The sequence below is a fragment of the Pseudomonas retamae genome (assembly GCF_043496865.1).
Lineage (GTDB): Bacteria > Pseudomonadota > Gammaproteobacteria > Pseudomonadales > Pseudomonadaceae > Aquipseudomonas > Aquipseudomonas retamae.
In genome coordinates this window covers 18,266-38,662 of the sequence record NZ_JBIEIL010000017.1, presented here as the reverse complement: position 1 = coordinate 38,662, position 20,397 = coordinate 18,266, and the positions used below count along the sequence as shown (strand labels likewise).

General features: G+C 60.4%; 20 protein-coding genes. All 20 read left to right on the top strand.

The genetic code is table 11. From position 1 onward, the window contains the following. Positions 1–23: 23 nt before the first annotated feature. The 20 genes from pseB to fliG all read left to right on the top strand — a co-directional run bounded on the left by pseB (position 24) and on the right by fliG (position 20,395). The gene (gene pseB / locus ACGSLL_RS25885) at positions 24–1,025 is read left to right on the top strand and encodes a UDP-N-acetylglucosamine 4,6-dehydratase (inverting) (protein WP_394508410.1); all 1,002 of its coding nucleotides are present in this window, start codon (positions 24–26) and stop codon (positions 1,023–1,025) included. Beyond that, complete coding sequence (gene pseC, locus ACGSLL_RS25880) at positions 1,022–2,182, top strand: UDP-4-amino-4,6-dideoxy-N-acetyl-beta-L-altrosamine transaminase (protein WP_394508409.1); 1,161 nt, start codon at positions 1,022–1,024, stop codon at positions 2,180–2,182. The genes pseB and pseC overlap by 4 nt, the downstream gene beginning before the upstream one ends. Before the next feature lie 28 nt (positions 2,183–2,210). Continuing rightward, on the top strand, positions 2,211–2,831 hold the full coding sequence (locus ACGSLL_RS25875; protein WP_394508408.1) for a pseudaminic acid biosynthesis-associated methylase: 621 nt from the start codon (positions 2,211–2,213) through the stop codon (positions 2,829–2,831). Then, positions 2,828–3,523, top strand: a complete 696-nt coding sequence (pseF, locus tag ACGSLL_RS25870) for a pseudaminic acid cytidylyltransferase (RefSeq protein WP_394508407.1) — start codon at positions 2,828–2,830, stop codon at positions 3,521–3,523. Before ACGSLL_RS25875 ends, pseF begins: the two co-directional genes overlap by 4 nt. Then, positions 3,520–5,025, top strand: coding sequence for a UDP-2,4-diacetamido-2,4,6-trideoxy-beta-L-altropyranose hydrolase (gene pseG, locus ACGSLL_RS25865; RefSeq protein WP_394508406.1), 1,506 nt, complete (start codon positions 3,520–3,522; stop codon positions 5,023–5,025). Before pseF ends, pseG begins: the two co-directional genes overlap by 4 nt. After that, positions 5,018–6,070 carry a pseudaminic acid synthase gene (pseI, locus tag ACGSLL_RS25860; protein ID WP_394508405.1) on the top strand — a complete coding sequence of 351 codons (1,053 nt, stop codon included), beginning with the start codon at positions 5,018–5,020 and terminating at the stop codon, positions 6,068–6,070. Before pseG ends, pseI begins: the two co-directional genes overlap by 8 nt. Before the next feature lie 227 nt (positions 6,071–6,297). Beyond that, positions 6,298–7,224, top strand: a complete 927-nt coding sequence (locus ACGSLL_RS25855; protein WP_093103492.1) for a ketoacyl-ACP synthase III — start codon at positions 6,298–6,300, stop codon at positions 7,222–7,224. A gap of 86 nt (positions 7,225–7,310) precedes the next feature. After that, positions 7,311–8,609 carry a motility associated factor glycosyltransferase family protein gene (locus ACGSLL_RS25850; RefSeq protein ID WP_394508404.1) on the top strand — a complete coding sequence of 433 codons (1,299 nt, stop codon included), beginning with the start codon at positions 7,311–7,313 and terminating at the stop codon, positions 8,607–8,609. Beyond that, positions 8,597–8,863 carry a hypothetical protein gene (locus ACGSLL_RS25845; RefSeq protein WP_394508403.1) on the top strand — a complete coding sequence of 89 codons (267 nt, stop codon included), beginning with the start codon at positions 8,597–8,599 and terminating at the stop codon, positions 8,861–8,863. The genes ACGSLL_RS25850 and ACGSLL_RS25845 overlap by 13 nt, the downstream gene beginning before the upstream one ends. Positions 8,864–9,105: 242 nt before the next feature. Further along, positions 9,106–9,957, top strand: a complete 852-nt coding sequence (locus ACGSLL_RS25840) for a flagellin domain-containing protein (RefSeq protein WP_071171432.1) — start codon at positions 9,106–9,108, stop codon at positions 9,955–9,957. Between the two features lie 72 nt (positions 9,958–10,029). After that, on the top strand, positions 10,030–10,386 hold the full coding sequence (locus tag ACGSLL_RS25835) for a flagellar protein FlaG (protein ID WP_394508402.1): 357 nt from the start codon (positions 10,030–10,032) through the stop codon (positions 10,384–10,386). 82 nt (positions 10,387–10,468) lie between these two features. Continuing rightward, positions 10,469–11,929, top strand: a complete 1,461-nt coding sequence (fliD, locus tag ACGSLL_RS25830; RefSeq protein ID WP_394508401.1) for a flagellar filament capping protein FliD — start codon at positions 10,469–10,471, stop codon at positions 11,927–11,929. Positions 11,930–12,058: 129 nt separating this feature from the next. After that, positions 12,059–12,457 carry a flagellar export chaperone FliS gene (gene fliS, locus ACGSLL_RS25825; protein WP_394508400.1) on the top strand — a complete coding sequence of 133 codons (399 nt, stop codon included), beginning with the start codon at positions 12,059–12,061 and terminating at the stop codon, positions 12,455–12,457. An 11-nt stretch (positions 12,458–12,468) separates the two neighbouring features. After that, positions 12,469–12,765 carry a flagellar protein FliT gene (gene fliT / locus ACGSLL_RS25820; protein ID WP_394508399.1) on the top strand — a complete coding sequence of 99 codons (297 nt, stop codon included), beginning with the start codon at positions 12,469–12,471 and terminating at the stop codon, positions 12,763–12,765. Between the two features lie 172 nt (positions 12,766–12,937). Then, positions 12,938–14,413, top strand: coding sequence for a sigma-54 dependent transcriptional regulator (locus tag ACGSLL_RS25815; protein ID WP_090282351.1), 1,476 nt, complete (start codon positions 12,938–12,940; stop codon positions 14,411–14,413). Positions 14,414–14,523: 110 nt separating this feature from the next. After that, positions 14,524–15,735: a sensor histidine kinase gene (locus ACGSLL_RS25810; protein WP_394508398.1), complete on the top strand. Its 1,212-nt coding sequence runs from the start codon at positions 14,524–14,526 to the stop codon at positions 15,733–15,735. Positions 15,736–15,740: 5 nt separating this feature from the next. Continuing rightward, the gene (locus tag ACGSLL_RS25805; protein WP_394508446.1) at positions 15,741–17,123 is read left to right on the top strand and encodes a sigma-54-dependent transcriptional regulator; all 1,383 of its coding nucleotides are present in this window, start codon (positions 15,741–15,743) and stop codon (positions 17,121–17,123) included. A gap of 127 nt (positions 17,124–17,250) precedes the next feature. Next, a complete protein-coding gene (gene fliE, locus ACGSLL_RS25800; RefSeq protein WP_090282354.1) occupies positions 17,251–17,580 on the top strand; it encodes a flagellar hook-basal body complex protein FliE in 330 nt (109 codons plus the stop codon). Positions 17,581–17,595: 15 nt separating this feature from the next. Beyond that, positions 17,596–19,383, top strand: coding sequence for a flagellar basal-body MS-ring/collar protein FliF (gene fliF / locus ACGSLL_RS25795; protein WP_090282355.1), 1,788 nt, complete (start codon positions 17,596–17,598; stop codon positions 19,381–19,383). Continuing rightward, positions 19,376–20,395 (top strand): flagellar motor switch protein FliG, encoded by a 1,020-nt coding sequence (gene fliG, locus ACGSLL_RS25790; RefSeq protein WP_016984305.1) that lies wholly within the window; start codon positions 19,376–19,378, stop codon positions 20,393–20,395. Before fliF ends, fliG begins: the two co-directional genes overlap by 8 nt. The last annotated feature ends 2 nt before the right edge of the window (positions 20,396–20,397 follow it).

Sequence of the window (20,397 nt, the reverse complement as noted above, 5' to 3'; positions counted from 1 at the left end):
CTTCGCCGGACAGGAACCACAACATGTTCAACGGTAAATCGATCTTCATTTCCGGCGGCACCGGCTCGTTCGGGCGCAACTTCATCCGTCGCTTGCTGGAGCAATACCAGCCCAAGCGCGTGGTGGTGTTTTCCCGTGACGAGCTGAAACAGTACGAGATGCAGCAGACCTTCAACGCGCCCTGCATGCGCTATTTCATCGGCGACGTGCGTGACGCTGATCGCTTGCGTCAGGCCATGCGCGGTATCGACTACGTGGTGCATGCCGCGGCGCTCAAACAAGTGCCGGCGGCGGAGTACAACCCGACCGAATGCATTCGCACCAACGTCAACGGCGCGGAAAACATCATCGCCGCCGCCATCGACAATGGCGTGAAGAAAGTCGTCGCGTTGTCCACCGACAAAGCAGCCAGCCCGATCAATCTGTACGGCGCGACCAAGTTGCTCTCGGACAAACTGTTCGTCGCCGCCAACAACATTGCCGGCGAGCAGCAAACCCGTTTTGCCGTGGTGCGTTACGGCAATGTCGCCGGCTCGCGCGGCTCGGTCGTGCCATTCTTCAGCAAGTTGATCGCCGATGGCGCGCAGGAGCTGCCGATCACCGACGAGCGCATGACCCGGTTCTGGATCACCCTCGACCACGGTGTGCAATTTGTTCTCGACAGCTTCGCGCGGATGCACGGCGGCGAAGTGTTCGTGCCGAAGATTCCTTCGATCCGCATTGTCGATCTGGCGCGCGGCATGGCCGAGCATCTGCCGCACAAGAACGTCGGCATCCGTCCCGGCGAAAAGCTGCATGAGCTGATGGTGCCGCTGGACGATGCGCGCATGACCCTGGAGTTCGAAGATCACTACACGATTCAGCCGTCGATTCGCTTCACCAGCGTCGATGTCGATTTTGCCGTCGACAAACTCGGCGAGCGCGGGCGCGCGGTGAGTGAGGATTTCGAATACCGCTCCGATACCAACCCGCAGTTCCTTTCGGTAGGGCAGATCGCCGATCTGCACGCGAAGCTCTCGGTATGATCCCCTACGGTCGGCAAAGCGTCGATCAGGCGGACATCGATGCGGTGCTCGAAGTGCTGCAATCGGACTGGCTGACCCAAGGGCCGACCATCGAACGCTTCGAACAGGCCATGGCTGAGCGCTGTCAGGCCGATTTCGCCGTGGCGGTGTGCAACGCCACCGCGGCGCTGCACATCGCTTGTCTGGCTGCGGGGCTGGGGCCGGGCGACCGTTTGTGGACGACGCCGAACACTTTTCTCGCCTCGGCCAACTGCGGGCGCTATTGCGGCGCCGAGGTCGATTTCGTCGATATCGATCCGCTGACCTGGAACCTCGACGCGGTGGTTCTTGCGACGAAGCTGGAACAGGCCGAGCGCGACGGCACGTTGCCGAAAGTGCTGGTTGCAGTGGCATTCTCCGGGCAGAGCTGTGACATGCGGCGCATCGCCGAACTGGCTGAGCGCTATAACTTCACCGTGATCGAGGATGCCTCGCACGCCGTCGGCGCCAGCTATGCCGGGCGCCCGGTCGGGTGCGGCGAATTCGCTGCGATGACGGTGTTCAGCTTCCATCCGGTGAAAATTATCACCAGCGCCGAAGGCGGCATGGTCCTGACCAATCGCCCGCACCTGGCCGAGCGCCTGCAACGCCTGCGCAGCCACGGCATGACCCGCGATGCGCAGCAGATGACCGAGCCCAGTCACGGGCCGTGGTACTACCAGCAGATCGAACTGGGCTTCAACTATCGGATCACTGACCTGCAAGCGGCGCTGGGCCTGTCACAGTTGGACAAACTGGACGGATTCATCGCCCGGCGCCGTGAGCTGGCGGCACGCTATGATCGCTTGCTGGCGTATTTGCCGGTGACGTTGCCGAGTGCTCAGCCGGAAGCTGAGTCGGCGTGGCACCTGTATGTGGTGCGCCTGCAAACCGAGCGCATCAGCCTCAGTCATCGTCAGGTCTTCGAAGGTTTGCGCGCCGCCGGTGTCGGGGTGAATCTGCACTACATTCCCGTGCACTTGCAGCCTTACTATCGCGACCTGGGTTTTGCCGAGGGTGATTTCCCCGAGGCTGAACGCTATTACGCTCAAGCCATCAGCTTGCCGCTGTATCCCTTGCTGACTGATGAGCAGCAGGATCATGTAGTCGAGCAACTGCGGCGACTGACCGAAGAATGACCGCTGCGGCGGTGGACGAGACTGTGCAATGCGCGATCTGAGCGAGCAGGAAAGATTCTGGCAGGGTGAGTTCGGCAACCAGTACGTTGAGCGCAACGTCGGCCAGGCGCTGGTGGCGGGCAATTTCGGCTTTTTCGCCAAAGCGCTGTGCCGTGCGGGGCGTGTCGACAGTCTGCTGGAGCTGGGCACCAACGCCGGCAACAATTTGCAGGCGCTGCATCAGTTATTGCCGCGCTGCGAACTGTTCGGGGTGGAGATCAACGAAACCGCGTGTGCACAGGCGCAGGCGCTGGACATTGCGCAGATCTGGCACGGTTCGTTGTTCGATTTTCCTGCCGAGCGTCGCTACGACCTGACTCTGAGCAAAGGCGTGCTGATCCATCTGGCCCCTGAGCTGTTGCCGCGCGCCTATGCGCAGTTGTACGAGCTGAGCCAGCGCTACATCCTGATCGCCGAGTATTACAATCCGGCGCCGGTGGAAATCACCTACCGCGGCAACAGCGGCAAGCTGTTCAAGCGTGATTTCGCCGGGGAAATGCTCGACCGCTATGCTGACCTGCAACTGGTCGACTATGGCTTCGTCTATCACCGCGATCCGCAGTTTCCGGCGGACGACATCACTTGGTTTCTGTTGGAAAAACGCCCTTGAGCAACGTCGCAATCATCCCCGCCCGAGGCGGGAGCAAGCGCATCCCGCGCAAGAATCTCTTGCCGTTCGATGGCGTGCCGATGATTGTCCGCTCGATCCGCACGGCGCTCGATTCAGGTTTGTTCGAGCAGGTCGTGGTCAGCACCGACGATGCCGAGATTGCCGACGTCGCGAGGGCGCACGGTGCGCAGGTACCGTTCATGCGCCCGGCCGATCTGGCCGATGATTTCACCGGCACGGCGGCGGTCATCGCGCATGCGCTGGAGCAGTTGCCGTCCTTCGATTACGCTTGTTGTATCTACGCCACCGCGCCGTTATTGCAGGCACGCTATCTGCGTCAGGGTTTCGAGCTGCTGGAGCAGCATCCTGATCGATCATTTGCCTTCTCCGTTTGCGATTTCGCTTTTCCGGTCCAGCGTGCGCTGACCGTAGACGGGGAGGGTGCCTTGACGGCGTTGTATCCCGAGTTTCGCAATACTCGCTCACAGGATCTGCCCGAGGCGTATCAGGATGCCGGTCAGTTCTACTGGGGGCGCAGCGCGGCGTGGTTGCGCGGTGATGTGCTGTATTCGCCAGCCAGCCTGCCGGTGATCCTGCCGCGCTACCTGGTTCAGGACATCGACACGCCCGAGGACTTCAAACGCGCCGAATACCTGTACGCGGCGCTCAAGGCCGGCGGAGAGCTGACATGAGAGTGCTGATTCGCGCCGACGCTTCGCCGACCATTGGCAGCGGCCACATCGCTCGCTGCCTGACTTTGGCGCGGGTACTGAAACAGCAGGGCAGTCACGTCGCGTTTGCCTGTCGGCGGTTGCCGGGGCATCGGCTGGATGCCCTGAGTGCCGAGGGGTTTGAGACCTTCGCGCTGCCCGAGCGTTATCGCGATGAAGACCCGCTGCAGGCCATCGAATCGATGTTGCCGTGGCAGTTCGACATCGACGCGCTGGGCCAATTGCTGGATGGGCAGGCGGAGTTCGACTGGATCATCGTCGACCATTACGGCCTTGACCATCACTGGCAAACCGCGGCGCGGCGCTGGGCGCATCGCATCGCGGCGGTGGACGATCTGGCGACCCGGCGCTACAGCGTCGATCTGTTACTCAATCAGAATCTCTCGGGTCTGAGCGAAAACTACGCGCCGCTGCTGCCGGCGGGATGCCGCACCTTGCTCGGCCCGCGCTATGCGATGTTGCGCGAGGAATTCGACTGCGCGGCGATCGAAATCAAGCCCACGGCGCGTCGGGTATTGGTCAACTTTGGCGGCTTCGATGCGGCGATGCAGACCCATCATGCGATGCTCGCTCTGGCCGATTTCAACGAACTGCAAGTGGACTTCGTTGCCGGCGCCGACAACCCTGCGTGGGCCCAGATGCAGGCGTTGGCCGAGACGCGGCCGAACTGGCGCTTGCACAGTTTTGTCAGCGATTTTTATCAGCGCATGACCGAAGCCGATCTGTTCATCGGCGCGGGCGGCGGTACCAGTTGGGAGCGTGCGGCGCTTGGGTTACCGACGATTTGTATCGCGGTGTCGAACAACCAGCAGGCCAACGGCGAAGTCATGGCCGCTGCGGGCGCGCATGTGTTTCTCGGCGCCCGTGAGCAAGTCAGCATTGAGCAATTGCGCGATGCGGTGGGGTTCGTCGCCAACAATTTCTATTTGCGCCAGAGCCTGGCCGAACGCTCGCGGCAACTGGTCGATGGCCGTGGCGCCGAGCGCGTTGCGGCAGCATTGGCCGGGGCGGTGCTGAAGCTGCGCCCGGCAACGCTCGACGACGCGCAGTTGCTGTTCGACGGGCGCAATGCCGAAGCGGTGCGGCGCGTGTCGCTGGACTCCAGCGTGATCGACTGGCCGCAGCATCTGGACTGGCTGTCGGCGAGTCTGCGCAATCCGCAGCGGCTGCTGTTGATTGCCGAGGCCGACGACGGTGCCGTCGGTATGGTGCGTTATGACCTGCGCGGGTGCGACGCGGAAGTGTCGCTGTATCTGCTTGAGGGGCGCATCGGTCTGGGCTGGGGCAGGGCGCTGCTGGCGCGCGGCGAAGCGTTCGTCACGATGCACTGGGCGCAACTGCAAGCCATCAACGCTCGGGTTTTGCCGGGCAACATCCCGTCGTTGAATCTGTTTCGTGACGCAGGCTTCAGCCAGGAGGCCTGCGCGTTCACCCGTGTTCTGAAGGAACCTTCGCATGACTAGCTTCAAGATTGGCAATCGCTCGATCGGTGCCGATGCGCCGCCGTTCATCATTGCCGAGATGAGCGGCAACCATAACCAGTCGCTGGAGGTCGCCCTGCAAATCGTCGAGGCTGCTGCCAGGGCCGGGGCGCATGCCTTGAAGCTGCAAACCTACACCGCCGAGACCATGACGCTGGATCTGTCCGAAGGCGAATTTTTCATCAAGGATCCGGGCAGTCTCTGGGCCGGTACCTCGCTGTACGAGCTGTACGAAAAAGCCCATACGCCGTGGGAATGGCACGCGCCGATTTTTGCTCGGGCCAAAGAATTGGGAATGCTCGCGTTCTCGACGCCGTTTGACGACAGCGCGGTGGATTTTCTCGAAAGCCTCGATGTGCCGGCTTACAAGATCGCCAGTTTTGAAAACACCGACCTGCCGCTGATTCGTAGGGTGGCGGCCACTGGCAAGCCGCTGATCATTTCCACTGGCATGGCCAGCATCGCCGAACTGGATGAAAGCGTGCGGGCCGCTCGCGAAGCCGGCTGCAAGGATCTGGTGCTGCTCAAGTGCACCAGCACCTATCCGGCGACCCCGCTCAACAGCAACGTGCGCACGATCCCGCATCTGCGGGAACTGTTCGGTTGTCAGGTCGGGCTGTCCGATCACTCGATGGGCGTCGGTGTTTCCGTGGCGGCGGTGGCGCTGGGCGCGACGGTGGTTGAAAAACATTTCACCCTCGACCGTTCAGCCGGTGGCGTCGACGCCAGTTTTTCCCTGGAGCCGGCAGAAATGGCCAGCCTGGTGGTGGAAACCGAGCGCGCCTGGCAAGCCATGGGCCAGGTGCATTACGGCGTCACCGAGGCCGAGCGCAAGTCGCTGGTGTATCGGCGTTCGCTGTATGTCACCGCCGACATGGCCGCCGGTGACACCTTCAGTCGCGACAATCTGCGCGCGATTCGCCCGGGTCTCGGTCTGCCGCCCAAGCACACCGACGCCGTCCTCGGCCGCCGCGCCCGCGCGCCGATCAAGCGTGGCACGCCGCTGGATTGGTCGCTGCTCGAATAAGCCGATCTGCACCGATTCGGCTAAATAGCGTGACCTGCGAGTCATAACGCGCATCTTCACTGTATTGTATTGATCGGGGAGATGGCGCCTGGCCCGTATTGCGGTTCCAGTGATAGCCCTTAGCGCTCCCCGTGGCTGCCCGTTGTGGCGGCCATTTGCTGTTTGTCGGCGCCCCTCGAAATCCTTGCGAGCGGTGGTCTTGGGCTGTTTTTTATTGGGAAGCCGTAATGATTGGCATAAAAAGCATTGCGAGCTACGTTCCTGTAGCCGGCGTGGACAATTACGCACAAGGTGCAAAATTCGAGAAGGATGAAGAATTCATCCTTGGCAAGATCGGCTCGGCGTTCCTGCCGCGCAAAGATGCTGAACAGGAAACCTCCGACCTGTGCGTGGAAGCGGCCAATGCGCTGTTTGCCAGCAACCCGGAACTGAAGCGCGAATCGATCGACGCGCTGATCGTCGTCACCCAGAACGGCGACGAAGAAGGCCTGCCGCACACCGCGGCGATCGTGCAGGACAAACTGGGCCTGCCAACCAACGTAGCCGCGTTCGATATTTCCCTGGGTTGCTCGGGTTATGTCTACGGCATCTACGCGATCAAGGGCTTCATGGAAGCCGCCGGCCTGAAAAACGGCCTGCTGATCACCGCCGACCCGTATTCGAAAATCGTCGACCCGGAAGATCGCAACACCACGATGCTGTTCGGCGATGCGGCCACCGCAACGTGGATGGGCGAAGACCCGACTTGGGCGCTGGGCAAGGCCAAGTTCGGCACGGACGGTTCCGGCGCACCGCACTTGAAGGTCACCGACGGCGTGTTCTTCATGAACGGCCGACAGGTGTTCAACTTTGCCCTGCTCAAGGTCCCGGCGCATCTGCACGAACTGCTCGATGATTCCGGCCTCAAGTCCGATGACATCGATGCGTTTTGCATTCACCAGGGCAGCGCGGCGATCGTCGATGCCGTGGCGCGCCGTTTCGAAGGCGAGCCGGAGAAGTTCATCAAGGACATGGTCGAGACCGGCAACACTGTTTCCTCGAGCATCCCGTTGCTGCTGGAAAAACACGCGCTCGATTCGCAATGGCAGCGGGTCGCGCTGAGCGGCTTCGGTGTCGGTCTGTCGTGGGGTTCGGCGATCATCTATCGTCCCTGATCGACACAAAAACAGCGGATACAAAAATAGCGTTCAAGGTTAACCTTGAACGCTATTTTTTTGCCTGATACGGAGCGCGAGGCGCCATGAGCGAGTTTTTCCAAGCCAATGCCCAGGTCTTGCAGCGGCGCTGGCCGGCGCTGTTCGCGCGCTTGCAGGCCGAGGACAGCGCAGGCGTTGCCGCTGAACTGGTACACGGGCTCGGCTCGACGCTGAGCGTCAATGGCGTGCAACTGACCAGTCGCCATGACCGCCTGCATGAGGCGGGGGTACAAGCGGCGAGCCTGCCGGAAAAGCCGCAACTGCATGTCTATGGCACCGGGTTGGGCGATTTGCCCGGTGTGCTGCTCGAGCGTGCCGATCTTGAGCGCTTGTACGTGCATATCCTCAATGGCGCACTGTTCGCACTGGTGCTGCAACTACTCGATCAGCGCCAATGGCTGGACGATCCGCGCGTCGAGTTGTTTTACGCCGATGGGCATGCTGACTTCTTCACGCCGTTTTTCGCCCTGCCTGCCGAGTTGCTGCTGGCCGATGACAGCAATGCGAAGATTCGCGATCGGCTGGTCAATGAAATTCACCTGACGTTCAACAACCGTGAGTTCGATCCGCAGTCAGCGCAGATTCAGCAGCGCTTGCAGGAGTGCTTGCCGGTGTTGCTCGGTGATGCTGATGTGGCGCAACTGTTCGGCGCCTGCGCCGGGCGGGAAATCTATGTGATTGCCACCGGGCCGAGTCTGGAGCAGCACTTCGCAAGTCTGGCGGCGATCCGCCAACGTGCCGAGCGGCCTCTGTTCATTTGTGTCGATACCGCTTATCGCCCGCTGCGCGAACACGGGATCGCGCCTGATCTGGTGGTGAGCATCGATCAGCGCATCGGCTTCCGCCATCTGCCTTTCGAGCAATCCGATGGCATCCCGCTGGTGTATTTGCCGATGAGCGATCCGACGGTATTGCAGGCATGGAAGGGCAAACGCTACGGCGGCTACTCCGCGAGCCCGATCTATGCGGACTTGCGTGAGCAATATCCGCGCGGTCAGTTGCACGTCGGCGGCAGCGTGATTCATCCGGCGGTGGATCTGGCGGTGAAGATGGGCGCTGCGACGATCACCCTGTTTGGCGCTGACTTCGCTTTCCCGATGAACAAGACTCACGCCGGCTGGGATGACGGCGATCTAGGGCCGCCGGTGAATCAGGCGCGGCATTGGGTGCGCGACGGCCACGGGCAGCGGGTCAGTACGCAGCTGAACTTTCGCGGATATCTGTGTGTGCTGGAGCGCTACATTGCTGCGCATCCACAGGTCGAGTTCCTCAACAGCAGTCGATCCGGTGCGCTGATCGCCGGAACCGCTTTCAATCAGGAGTTCGTGCAATGCATGCCCTGAGCCACTGCATGAAACAGTGCCGCGACACTGCAGCGCTGTTTCGCTTGGGCCGTGATGTCGAGGCCGCGCTGAGCATGGTCGATGTCTTCGAAAACGCTCAGCGGTGCCTGGCGTCTGCCTCTGTAGATACACAGCAACAGTGGGCGCAAGTGTTGACGCAGATGTTCGAATGTCAGGAGCGTCAGGACTGGCTGGCCCTGGCCGATTATATGGAGTACGAACTGGTCGAACTGCTGGAAAGTGCTGCGGCCTGAACAGGCCGATGGCGCTGGCCCGCCGCTTTGCGCGGCAGGCGGTTTTATGGCGTCAGTTTTTCGCGGTGGGACGACGGCTAAGTCTTTGTTTTCTCGGGGGTGGCGTGGTGATGGCAAATTTTTTTCAAAAAGCCCTCAAGCAACCTGCAATCCCGACGATAACTATTACGAAGGTTCTCTAGGCCATACCCGGCGGTTGCCAGGGCCGGAAGCCGCAGTACCCAACCAACGAGGAATTCGTCATGGCTTTAACAGTAAACACCAACACCACATCGTTGAACGTTCAGAAAAACCTGAACCGCGCTTCCGACGCTCTGTCGACTTCGATGCAACGCCTGTCTTCCGGCCTGAAAATCAACAGCGCTAAAGACGACGCTGCCGGCCTGCAGATCTCCACTCGTATGCAATCGCAGATCCGCGGTGGCAACCAGGCTATCCAGAACGCCAACGACGGTATCTCCGTTGCTCAGACCGCTGAAGGCGCTCTGCAAGCTACCACCGACATCTTGCAGCGTATGCGTGAACTGGCTGTTAAAGCACGTACCGGCACCAACGGCACTGCTGACCAGAAAGCAACCAACCTTGAATTCGCCGACATGTCCGACGAAATCAGCCGTATCGCAGCTTCGACCAACCTGAACGGCAAAAACCTGCTGGACGGTTCGGCTGGTACTGTGACTCTGCAAGTTGGCGCAAACACCGGTACTGCCAACCACATCGACCTGGTACTGAGCTCCAAGTTCGACGCCGTCAGCCTGTCCGTAGACAAAGCTACCCTGGCTCTGACCGGTACTGACGCTGCTACTGCTGGCACCAACATTGACGCTGCTATCACTGCAATCGACGCTGCTATCGCTGCGATCGGTGATACCCGTGCCAGCCTGGGTGCTTCGCAAAACCGTCTGACCAGCACCATCTCCAACCTGCAGAACATCGTTGAGAACACCACCGCTGCCCAGGGTCGTGTACAAGACACCGACTTCGCCGCTGAAACTGCTAACCTGACCAAGCAGCAAACTCTGCAGCAAGCTTCCACTTCGGTTCTGGCTCAAGCCAACCAACTGCCTTCCGCTGTACTGAAGCTGCTTCAGTAATTCGGAATGAGTTCAAGCGGGGGAGTGCGCTGGTCGTGCTCTCTCGCTTTTTTACGTTAGGAGGTGATGAGCATGGACATGAGCGTCAAGCTTAACCTGTCTTATCCGGCTCCCAAGCCAGTCACGCCGGTTGTTGAAAAACCATCGGAAACGCCCGAGGTGGCCAAGGCGCAAGCGCCGGTCGCTGCCAAGAGTCGGGATTCGGACGACACCAAGTTGAAATTGGCAGTGCAGGAGATCGAGAAGTTCGTTCAATCGATCAAACGCAATCTGGAATTCTCTATCGATGAGCATTCCGGCAAGGTCATCGTCAAGGTGATTGCAAGCGAGACGGGTGAGATCGTGCGACAGATTCCCTCCGCAGAAGCCCTCAAGCTGGCCGACAGCCTCGCCAATGCAAGCCACGTGCTGTTCGACGCCAAAGTCTGATAGCTGGCATGAATAGTGTTTGTTCGTTCTCAGGACGCCTGTAACGGTCAAAAGAATGGCAACAATCTGAAGGGAGATGCACATGGCAAGTCCAATTCTACCGGGTTCCGGACTGGGTTCCGGCCTGGACATCGGTGCGATCGTCACTGCCCTGGTCAATGCCGACAAGGCGCCGAAGCAGACGCAGATCGACACCGCGACCAAAGCCAACACGCTGAAGATTTCCGGTATCGGGTCGTTGAAAAGCGCACTGACCGCGTTCCAGACGGCGATGAGCAATCTGGGCAGCAAAACCAATCCGGCCTTCGCCGGTTTTACCGCTTCGGCGAACAATACGACCCTGACCGCGACCTCCGACAGCACTGCTGTTTCGGGCAGCTACAGCGTTGTTGTCAGTCAGTTGGCTACGGGTTCAAAAGTCGCCAGCGCTTCATTCGCCGGCGGTGCCGCCAGTGCCATTCCGAGTGGTACCCTGAAAATCAGTCAGAATGGCACTGATTACAACGTCGATATCCCGGCGAACTCCACCTTGCAGACTACGCGTGATGCGATCAACAAGGCCCAGGGCGCCAATGGTATTTCCGCCAACATCGTGACCGACAGCACGGGTGCTTCGCGCCTGGTTATCAGTTCGAGCAAGACGGGCGAAGGTTCCGACCTTACCGTCAGCGGCATTGCCGGTCTTGAAATCGACGGCACCAAACCAATGGGCACAAATCCGGCGGCAGGTGCTTCGGGAGCCGTCAACGGTGTTGCGCAAAACGCCAAGCTGACCATCGACGGGCTTCAGGTCAGCAGCAAAAGCAATACAGTGACCGGTGCGATCAGCGGTCTGACCTTGAATCTGACTACTGTCAGTCCTCTTACGGGTGATGTTCCGACGCCGACCATTGTCGGTGTAGACGCCAACACCAAGGGCCTGCAGACATCGATTCAAGCATTTGTCGACGCATTCAACACGCTCAAGAACACCATCGACACCCTGTCCAAGGCCACGCCGGACGAAGATGGCAAGCTGACCGTGCAGGCGGCGTTCACTGGCGACGCCATGCCGCGTGCACTGCTTGCCAATGTGCGAGCGGAACTGACCGCGCCAGGCGCTGGTGGTCCTTTGGCGGTGCTGTCGCAATTGGGCGTCATGACCGACCGCAACACCGGTAATCTGACATTCGATAGCAACGCCTTCAGCAAAACCATGGCTCAGCCAGGCATGACCGGCCAGGTGCAGCAATTGTTCACAGGCACCGACGACACCAATGGTCTGCTGGCGCGTATGAGCAAGGCGGTGGATCCGTACCTCAAGCCTCCGGCGGATGACAAGCTGGGCTCCGGACTGCTTGACCAGCGCATGGCCATTCTGACCAAGAACACGCGTAGCCTGACCAATCAGCAATTGGCGCTGGACCTGCGAGTCGCCAACCTGACCAAGACGTTGACGGCCAAGTACAACGCCATGGACTTGCTGGTCGGCCAGATGAAGGCGACTGCCAGCAACATTACCTCGTTCTTCAGCACGCTGAACGCTCAGCAATCCGCGAAGTAACGGGCCGACACGACAAAAACCCGGCTACGCTTTATCGGCGTGTGCCGGGTTTTTGTCTTTTGATCTAAAGTTCTGCGGTTCGTTGGCGATACACTGCTTATACGAGTCATTGTTGCAATGAGGTAGAACATGAACCCAATGTTAGCCCTTCGGCAGTACCAGAAAGTCGGCGCGCATGCACAAACGTCTGAAGCAAGCCCACATCGTCTGGTCCAAATGTTGATGGAAGGTGGTCTGGAGCGTATTGCTCAGGCCAAAGGCGCCATTGAGCGCAAGGACGTTGCAGCCAAGTGCACGGCGATCAGCAAGGCCGTCGGCATCATTGGCGGCTTGTGCGAGGGGCTTGATCTGGAAAACAGTGCCGATTCGGTAGGCGAGCTCAACCAGCTGTACATCTACATGATGAAGCGACTGGCTGAAGCCAACGTCAAGAGCGATCCCAGGATCCTCGACGAGGTGGCCGGCCTGTTGACCACGGTTAAAGAAGGCTGGGACGCCATCGCGCCTGTGCCTGCTCCGCAGTTCTGAAGGAGAGCGTCATGAGTCTTGTATTGCAGCGAATTGCCGATACCCGTGAAGCGCTGGTCGGTGCGTTGGCCGAGCGAAACTGGGAAGCCATCGGCGAGCTGGATCTGGCTTGCCGGTCCTGCATGGAAGATGTCATGGCGGAGGCAGCCACGGATGAAGTTGCGTTGCGCGACAACCTTGAGGAGCTGCTGCATGTCTACAAGGAGCTTCTTGAGGTGGCCATGGGGGAGCGGCAGGCAATAGCCAATGAGATGTCGCAGATCACCCAAGCGCAAAAAGCGGCAAAGGTTTACCATCTGTTTGGTTAATTAACCGTCAGTTAATCCAGACATGTGCGCCATAAATTTGACTGTGCACGGTTTTTTGACTTAACTAGTGGCTATTATCAGATTTAGGGCGTCTACAGGCACATGGTGTCCTGCAAGCGTCTCGCTTGCCCCATTTTTCGGGCATTGAGTTGACTAGGGAAGTTGCTATTGCATGTGGCGTGAAACCAAAATTCTGCTGATCGATGACGATAGCGTCCGCCGCCGCGACCTGGCGGTGATTCTGAATTTTCTTGGCGAAGAAAATTTACCCTGCGGCAGCCATGACTGGCAGCAGGCAGTCGGCTCTTTGTCGTCTAGTCGTGAGGTCATTTGCGTACTGATCGGGACCGTTAATGCTCCTGGTGCGCTTTTGGGCTTGTTAAAGACACTCTCAACCTGGGATGAGTTCCTTCCGGTTTTGTTGATGGGCGATAATTCTTCCGTTGACTTGCCTGAAGACCAGCGACGCCGGGTGCTTTCCACCCTCGAAATGCCGCCCAGCTACAGCAAATTGCTCGATTCGCTGCACCGTGCCCAGGTCTATCGCGAGATGTATGACCAGGCCCGCGAGCGCGGTCGTCATCGTGAACCCAATCTGTTCCGCAGCCTCGTCGGCACCAGCCGGGCGATTCAGCATGTGCGTCAGATGATGCAGCAGGTCGCCGACACCGACGCCAGCGTGCTGATTCTTGGCGAATCCGGCACCGGCAAGGAAGTGGTCGCGCGCAACCTGCATTACCATTCCAAGCGCCGTGACGCGCCGTTTGTGCCAGTCAATTGCGGCGCGATCCCGGCAGAGCTGCTGGAAAGCGAACTGTTCGGCCACGAAAAGGGCGCCTTCACCGGGGCGATCACCAGCCGTGCCGGGCGTTTCGAACTGGCCAATGGCGGTACGCTGTTCCTCGACGAAATCGGCGACATGCCGCTGCCGATGCAGGTCAAACTGCTGCGTGTGCTGCAGGAACGCACCTTCGAGCGCGTGGGCAGCAACAAGACCCAAAGTGTCGACGTGCGCATCATTGCGGCGACGCACAAGAATCTCGAAACCATGATCGAGATCGGCTCGTTCCGCGAAGACCTTTACTACCGCCTGAACGTGTTCCCGATCGAGATGGCGCCGCTGCGTGAGCGCGTCGAAGACATCCCGTTGCTGATGAACGAACTGATCTCGCGCATGGAGCATGAAAAGCGCGGTTCGATCCGTTTCAACTCGGCGGCGATCATGTCGCTGTGTCGTCACGGCTGGCCGGGCAACGTTCGCGAACTGGCCAACCTCGTCGAGCGCATGGCGATCATGCACCCGTACGGGGTGATCGGCGTGGTCGAGTTGCCGAAGAAATTCCGCTACGTCGACGACGAAGACGAGCAGATGGTCGACAGCCTGCGCAGCGATCTGGAAGAACGCGTGGCTATCAACGGTCACACGCCGGATTTCAGCGCCAACGCATTGCTGCCGCCCGAAGGCCTGGACCTCAAGGACTACCTCGGTGGTCTGGAGCAGGGTCTGATCCAGCAGGCGCTGGACGATGCCAACGGCATCGTGGCGCGGGCGGCGGAACGCCTGCGTATCCGTCGTACCACTCTGGTCGAGAAGATGCGCAAGTACGGCATGAGCCGGGCGGGAGGAGACGAACAGGCGGATGATTGACGCCTGTTTTCCAAGTGCTTCATCTATAAGCGCTTTTTTTTAGGCACGGGTATTGCTACAGCCCTCGCAACGTTCCGTTTCACTGACGGTCAGCCAAGCGAGAGAGCACAATGCCCCAAGCCGCCCAGATCTCTTCTGCCTCAAATATCGTGGGGCAACCCTCGTCCGTAGAGCAGGCAAGCCGTCAGGGACTTGAGCAGGCGTTCGAGCTGTTCAACCAGATGTCCAGCCAGTTGACCGACTCCTACAGCATGCTCGAAGCGCGGGTGACCGAACTCAAGGGCGAGCTGGCCGTGGTCAGCGCCCAGCGCATGCAGGAGCTGGCGGAAAAGGAGCGCTTGGCCAACCGTCTGCAAAACCTTCTCGATCTGTTGCCCGGTGGCGTCATCGTCATCGACGGCCACGGCATTGTCTGCGAAGCCAATCCGGCTGCTATCGAATTGCTCGGCTTGCCGCTGGAAGGCGAGTTGTGGCGCCAGGTGATTGCCCGCTGCTTCGCCCCGCGTGAAGATGACGGCCACGAAATCTCGCTGAAAAACGGTCGACGCTTGTCGATTGCTACTCGTTCGCTGGATGCCGAGCCGGGGCAATTGGTCCTGCTCAACGATTTGACGCAAACCCGTCATTTACAGGATCAACTGGCACGCCACGAGCGCCTGTCATCACTCGGACGCATGGTCGCTTCGCTGGCCCATCAAATCCGTACGCCGCTGTCCGCCGCGCTGCTGTATGCCAGTCATTTGACTGAGCAGGAGCTGCCGGTCGCCACGCAGCAGCGTTTCGCTGGACGTCTGAAAGAGCGCCTGCATGAGCTGGAGCACCAAGTGCGTGACATGCTGGTGTTCGCGCGCGGCGAGTTACCGCTGACCGATCGCCTCACCCCCAACGCGTTGATGCAGGCACTGCAGGCCGCGGCGCTGACCCATGTACAGGACTTGCCGATCCGCTGGCAATGCGACAGCCATGCCGGCGAACTGCTGTGCAATCGCGACACGCTGGTCGGGGCGCTGTTGAATCTGATCGAAAACGCGATTCAGGCCAGTGCTGGCGCAGTCCGTTTGAAAGTCCATTGCTACACCCGCGACAACGCCTTGCGCCTGTGCATCAGCGACAGCGGCAGCGGCATCGAGCCGGCCGTACTGGCGCGCCTTGGCGAACCGTTTTTCACCACTAAAGTCACCGGCACCGGCCTCGGCCTGACCGTCGTCAAGGCGGTGGCGCGGGCGCATCAAGGAGAATTGCGGCTGCGCTCGCGGGTCGGCCGCGGCACCTGCGCGCAGGTGATCCTGCCATTGTTTACTGCTGCACAAGGAGTTGAGTGACTGCCATGGGCATCAAGGTGTTGCTGGTCGAAGATGACCGTTCGTTGCGCGAAGCGCTGGCCGATACGCTGTTGCTGGCCGGGCACGATTACCGTGCGGTCGGTTGCGCCGAAGACGCGTTGACGGCCGTGGCGCACGAAGCCTTCAGCCTGGTGGTCAGTGACGTCAACATGCCGGGGATGGACGGCCATCAACTGCTCGCACTGTTGCGCGCACGCCAGCCGCAATTGCCGGTGTTGCTGATGACTGCCCACGGTGCGGTCGAACGTGCCGTCGACGCGATGCGTCAGGGTGCGGCGGATTATCTGGTCAAGCCGTTCGAACCCAGGGCGCTGCTCGATCTGGTAGCGCGGCATGCGTTGGGCAATATCAATGCCGGCGAAGTCGAGGGGCCGATAGCCGTCGAGCCGGCCAGCGCGCAATTGCTCGATCTCGCCGCACGCGTGGCGCGCAGCGATTCCACGGTATTGATCTCTGGCGAGTCCGGCACCGGCAAAGAAGTGCTGGCGCGCTACATTCACCAGCAGTCGCACCGCGCCAATCAGCCGTTCATTGCGATCAACTGCGCAGCGATCCCCGACAACATGCTCGAAGCGACGTTGTTCGGTCACGAGAAGGGTTCGTTTACCGGCGCCATCGCCGCTCAGCCCGGCAAGTTCGAGCAGGCTGACGGTGGCACCATTCTGCTTGACGAAATTTCGGAAATGCCTCTAGGTCTGCAAGCCAAGTTGCTGCGTGTCTTGCAGGAACGTGAAGTCGAGCGCGTCGGCGCACGCAAGCCGATCACCCTGGATATTCGCGTGGTCGCTACCACCAACCGTGATCTGGCGGGCGAAGTGGCGGCGGGGCGCTTCCGTGAGGATCTGTTTTACCGCCTGTCGGTTTTCCCCCTGGCCTGGCGTCCACTTCGCGAGCGCACTGCCGATATCCTGCCGCTGGCGGAAAGGTTGCTGGCCAAACACGTCAATAAAATGAAGCATGCGGCGGCGAAGCTTTCGCCCGAGGCACAAGCGTGCCTGACGGCCTACCCGTGGCCGGGCAATGTGCGTGAGCTGGATAACGCCATTCAGCGGGCGCTGATCCTGCAGCAAGGCGGGTTGATTCAGCCGCATGATTTCTGCCTCGCCGGCGCGCTACCGGTGGCTGCTTCGCCCGTCGCGGCTCCGGCGATTCGAGAGCTTGAAGTCGAAGCGGATTCGTCCGGTGCGCTGGGCGATGACCTGCGCCGCCGGGAGTTTCAGATGATCATCGACACCCTGCGGGCCGAGCGCGGCCGACGCAAGGAAGCAGCGGAAAAACTCGGCATCAGCCCGCGTACCCTGCGCTACAAGCTGGCGCAGATGCGCGATGCCGGCATGGACGTCGAAGGCTATCTGTTCGCCACCTGAATCACCGCACAACAATCAACATGTTTTTCTCAAAGGGGTGCCCGTTAGCTGGCACCCTTGTTGCTAATACCTGTGTACCCGCCGAGTGAAGTGTCAAAAAATTGCGGGCCGCCCAAGAGAGTAGACCATGAGCCAAGGTATTGAATTTAATCGGTTGATGATGGACATGCAGGCCATGAAAGTGGATGCCATGTCTGCGCGCAAATCGACCGCCGCTGTTCCTGAACTGGCGGGCAGCAGCTTTTCCGACATGCTCGGTCAAGCGATCAATAAAGTCAGCGATACCCAGCAGGCGTCGACTCAACTGGCCAACGCATTCGAGGTCGGCAAGAGCGGCGTCGATCTGACCGACGTGATGGTCGCGTCGCAGAAAGCCAGCGTGTCGTTCCAGGCTCTGACCCAGGTGCGCAACAAACTGGTTCAGGCGTATCAAGACATCATGCAGATGCCGGTATAAGGGCGAGATTGAGTCATGGCAGAAGCAGTCGCTGATAACGTTCCGGCCAAGGCCACCCCGATCGACGGCAAACCGCCGCTGTTCGGCCTGTCCTTTCTGGAAAACCTTTCCCAGATGACCGTGCTGCGTCAGGTCGGCCTGTTGGTCGGTCTGGCCGCGAGCGTGGCGATTGGCTTTGCCGTGGTGCTGTGGTCGCAGCAGCCGGATTACCGTCCACTGTACGGCAGTCTCGCCGGCCTGGACGCCAAGCAGGTCATGGAAACCCTGGCCGCCGCTGACATCCCTTACAACGTAGAACCCAATTCCGGCGCCTTGCTGGTCAAGGCCGACGACCTGTCCCGTGCGCGGATGAAACTCGCAGCCGCTGGTGTCACTCCCAGCGACGGCAATATCGGTTTCGAAATCCTCGACAAGGAACAGGGTCTGGGCACCAGCCAGTTCATGGAAGCGACCCGTTATCGTCGCGGCCTCGAAGGTGAACTGGCGCGCACCATTTCCAGCCTGAACAACGTCAAGGGCGCCCGCGTGCACCTGGCGATTCCGAAAAGTTCGGTATTCGTGCGTGACGAGCGCAAGCCGAGCGCTTCGGTACTGGTCGAACTGTACAGCGGTCGTTCGCTGGAGCCGGGTCAGGTCGTAGCGATCATCAATCTGGTGGCGACGTCCGTTCCCGAGCTGAGCAAATCGCAGATCACTGTCGTCGATCAGAAGGGCAACCTGCTCTCTGATCAGGCGGAAAACTCCGAAATGACCATGGCCGGCAAGCAGTTCGATTACAGCCGCCGCATGGAAAGCATGCTCACCCAGCGCGTGCACAACATTCTGCAACCGGTACTGGGCAACGATCGCTACAAGGCTGAAGTCTCCGCCGACATCGATTTCAGTGCCGTCGAGTCGACCGCCGAGCAGTTCAACCCGGATCAACCGGCGTTGCGCAGCGAGCAGTCGGTCAACGAACAACGCACCGCCAGCAATGGCCCGCAAGGTGTTCCGGGTGCCCTGAGCAACCAGCCGCCGTCGCCAGCCTCGGCACCGCAAACCACCGGCGGCGCTGCTGCCCCGGCGGGGATGATCCAGCCAGGTCAGCCACTGGTCGATGCCAACGGTCAGCAGATCATGGACCCGGCCACCGGCCAGCCGATGCTCGCGCCGTATCCGGCAGACAAGCGTCAACAATCCACCAAGAACTTCGAGCTCGACCGTTCGATCAGCCACACCAAGCAGCAACAGGGCCGTCTCAATCGCCTGTCGGTGTCGGTGGTGGTCGACGATCAGGTCAAGGTCAACGCGGCCAACGGCGAAACCAGCCGTGCGCCGTGGACCGCCGACGAATTGGCGCGCTTCACCCGTCTGGTGCAGGACGCCGTCGGTTTCGACGCCAGCCGTGGCGACAGCGTCAGCGTGATCAACATGCCGTTCTCCGCCGAGCGCGGCGAAGTGATTGCCGATATTCCGTTCTACTCCCAGCCATGGTTCTGGGACATCGTCAAACAAGTGCTGGGTGTGTTGTTCATCCTGGTGCTGGTGTTTGGTGTGCTGCGTCCGGTGCTCAACAACATCACCGGTGGTGGCAAAGGCAAGGAGCTGGCCGGTCTGGGCAGCGACGTGGAACTCGGTGGCATGGGCGGCCTGGACGGCGAACTGGCCAACGACCGCGTAAGCCTCGGTGGTCCGCAGAGCATTCTGTTGCCGAGCCCGAGCGAGGGTTATGACGCGCAACTGAATGCAATCAAGAGTCTGGTAGCTGAAGACCCGGGGCGCGTGGCTCAGGTCGTGAAAGAGTGGATTAACGCAGATGAGTGATAACCGAGCCGCCACCCTCAAACTGACCAAGGTCGACAAAGCCGCGATTCTGCTGCTGTCCCTCGGTTCGACCGATGCTGCGCAGGTGCTGCGCCACATGGGCCCGAAAGAAGTGCAGCGGGTCGGCGTGGCCATGGCGCAGATGGGCAACGTCCATCGCGAGCAGGTCGAGCAGGTCATGAGCGAGTTCGTCGACATCGTCGGCGACCAGACCAGCCTCGGCGTCGGCTCCGACGATTACGTGCGCAAAATGCTCACCCAGGCGCTGGGCGAAGACAAGGCCAACGGCCTGATCGACCGCATCCTGCTCGGTGGCAACACCAGTGGCCTGGACAGCCTGAAATGGATGGAGCCGCGCGCGGTCGCCGACGTCATCCGTTACGAACACCCGCAGATCCAGGCGATCGTGGTCGCGTACCTCGACCCGGATCAGGCCGGTGAAGTGCTCGGCAACTTCGACCACAAGGTGCGTCTGGACATCATCCTGCGCGTCTCGTCGTTGAACACCGTGCAGCCGGCGGCGTTGAAAGAGCTGAACCAGATTCTCGAGAAGCAGTTCTCCGGCAACTCGAATGCCTCGCGCACCACTCTGGGTGGCATCAAGCGTGCGGCCGACATCATGAACTTCCTCGACAGCTCGATCGAAGGCCAGCTCATGGACTCGATCCGCGAAGTCGACGAAGACCTGTCCGGTCAGATCGAAGACCTCATGTTCGTGTTCAACAACCTGGCGGACGTCGACGACCGCGGAATTCAGGCGCTGCTGCGCGAAGTGTCGTCCGATGTGCTGGTGCTGGCCCTCAAGGGTTCGGACGAAGGCGTCAAGGAAAAGATCTTCAAGAACATGTCCAAGCGTGCCGCCGAACTGTTGCGCGACGACCTCGAAGCCAAAGGCCCGGTGCGCGTCAGCGACGTCGAAACCGCGCAGAAGGAAATCCTCACCATTGCCCGCCGCATGGCCGAGGCCGGCGAGATCGTGCTCGGTGGCAAGGGCGGCGAGGAAATGATCTAAGC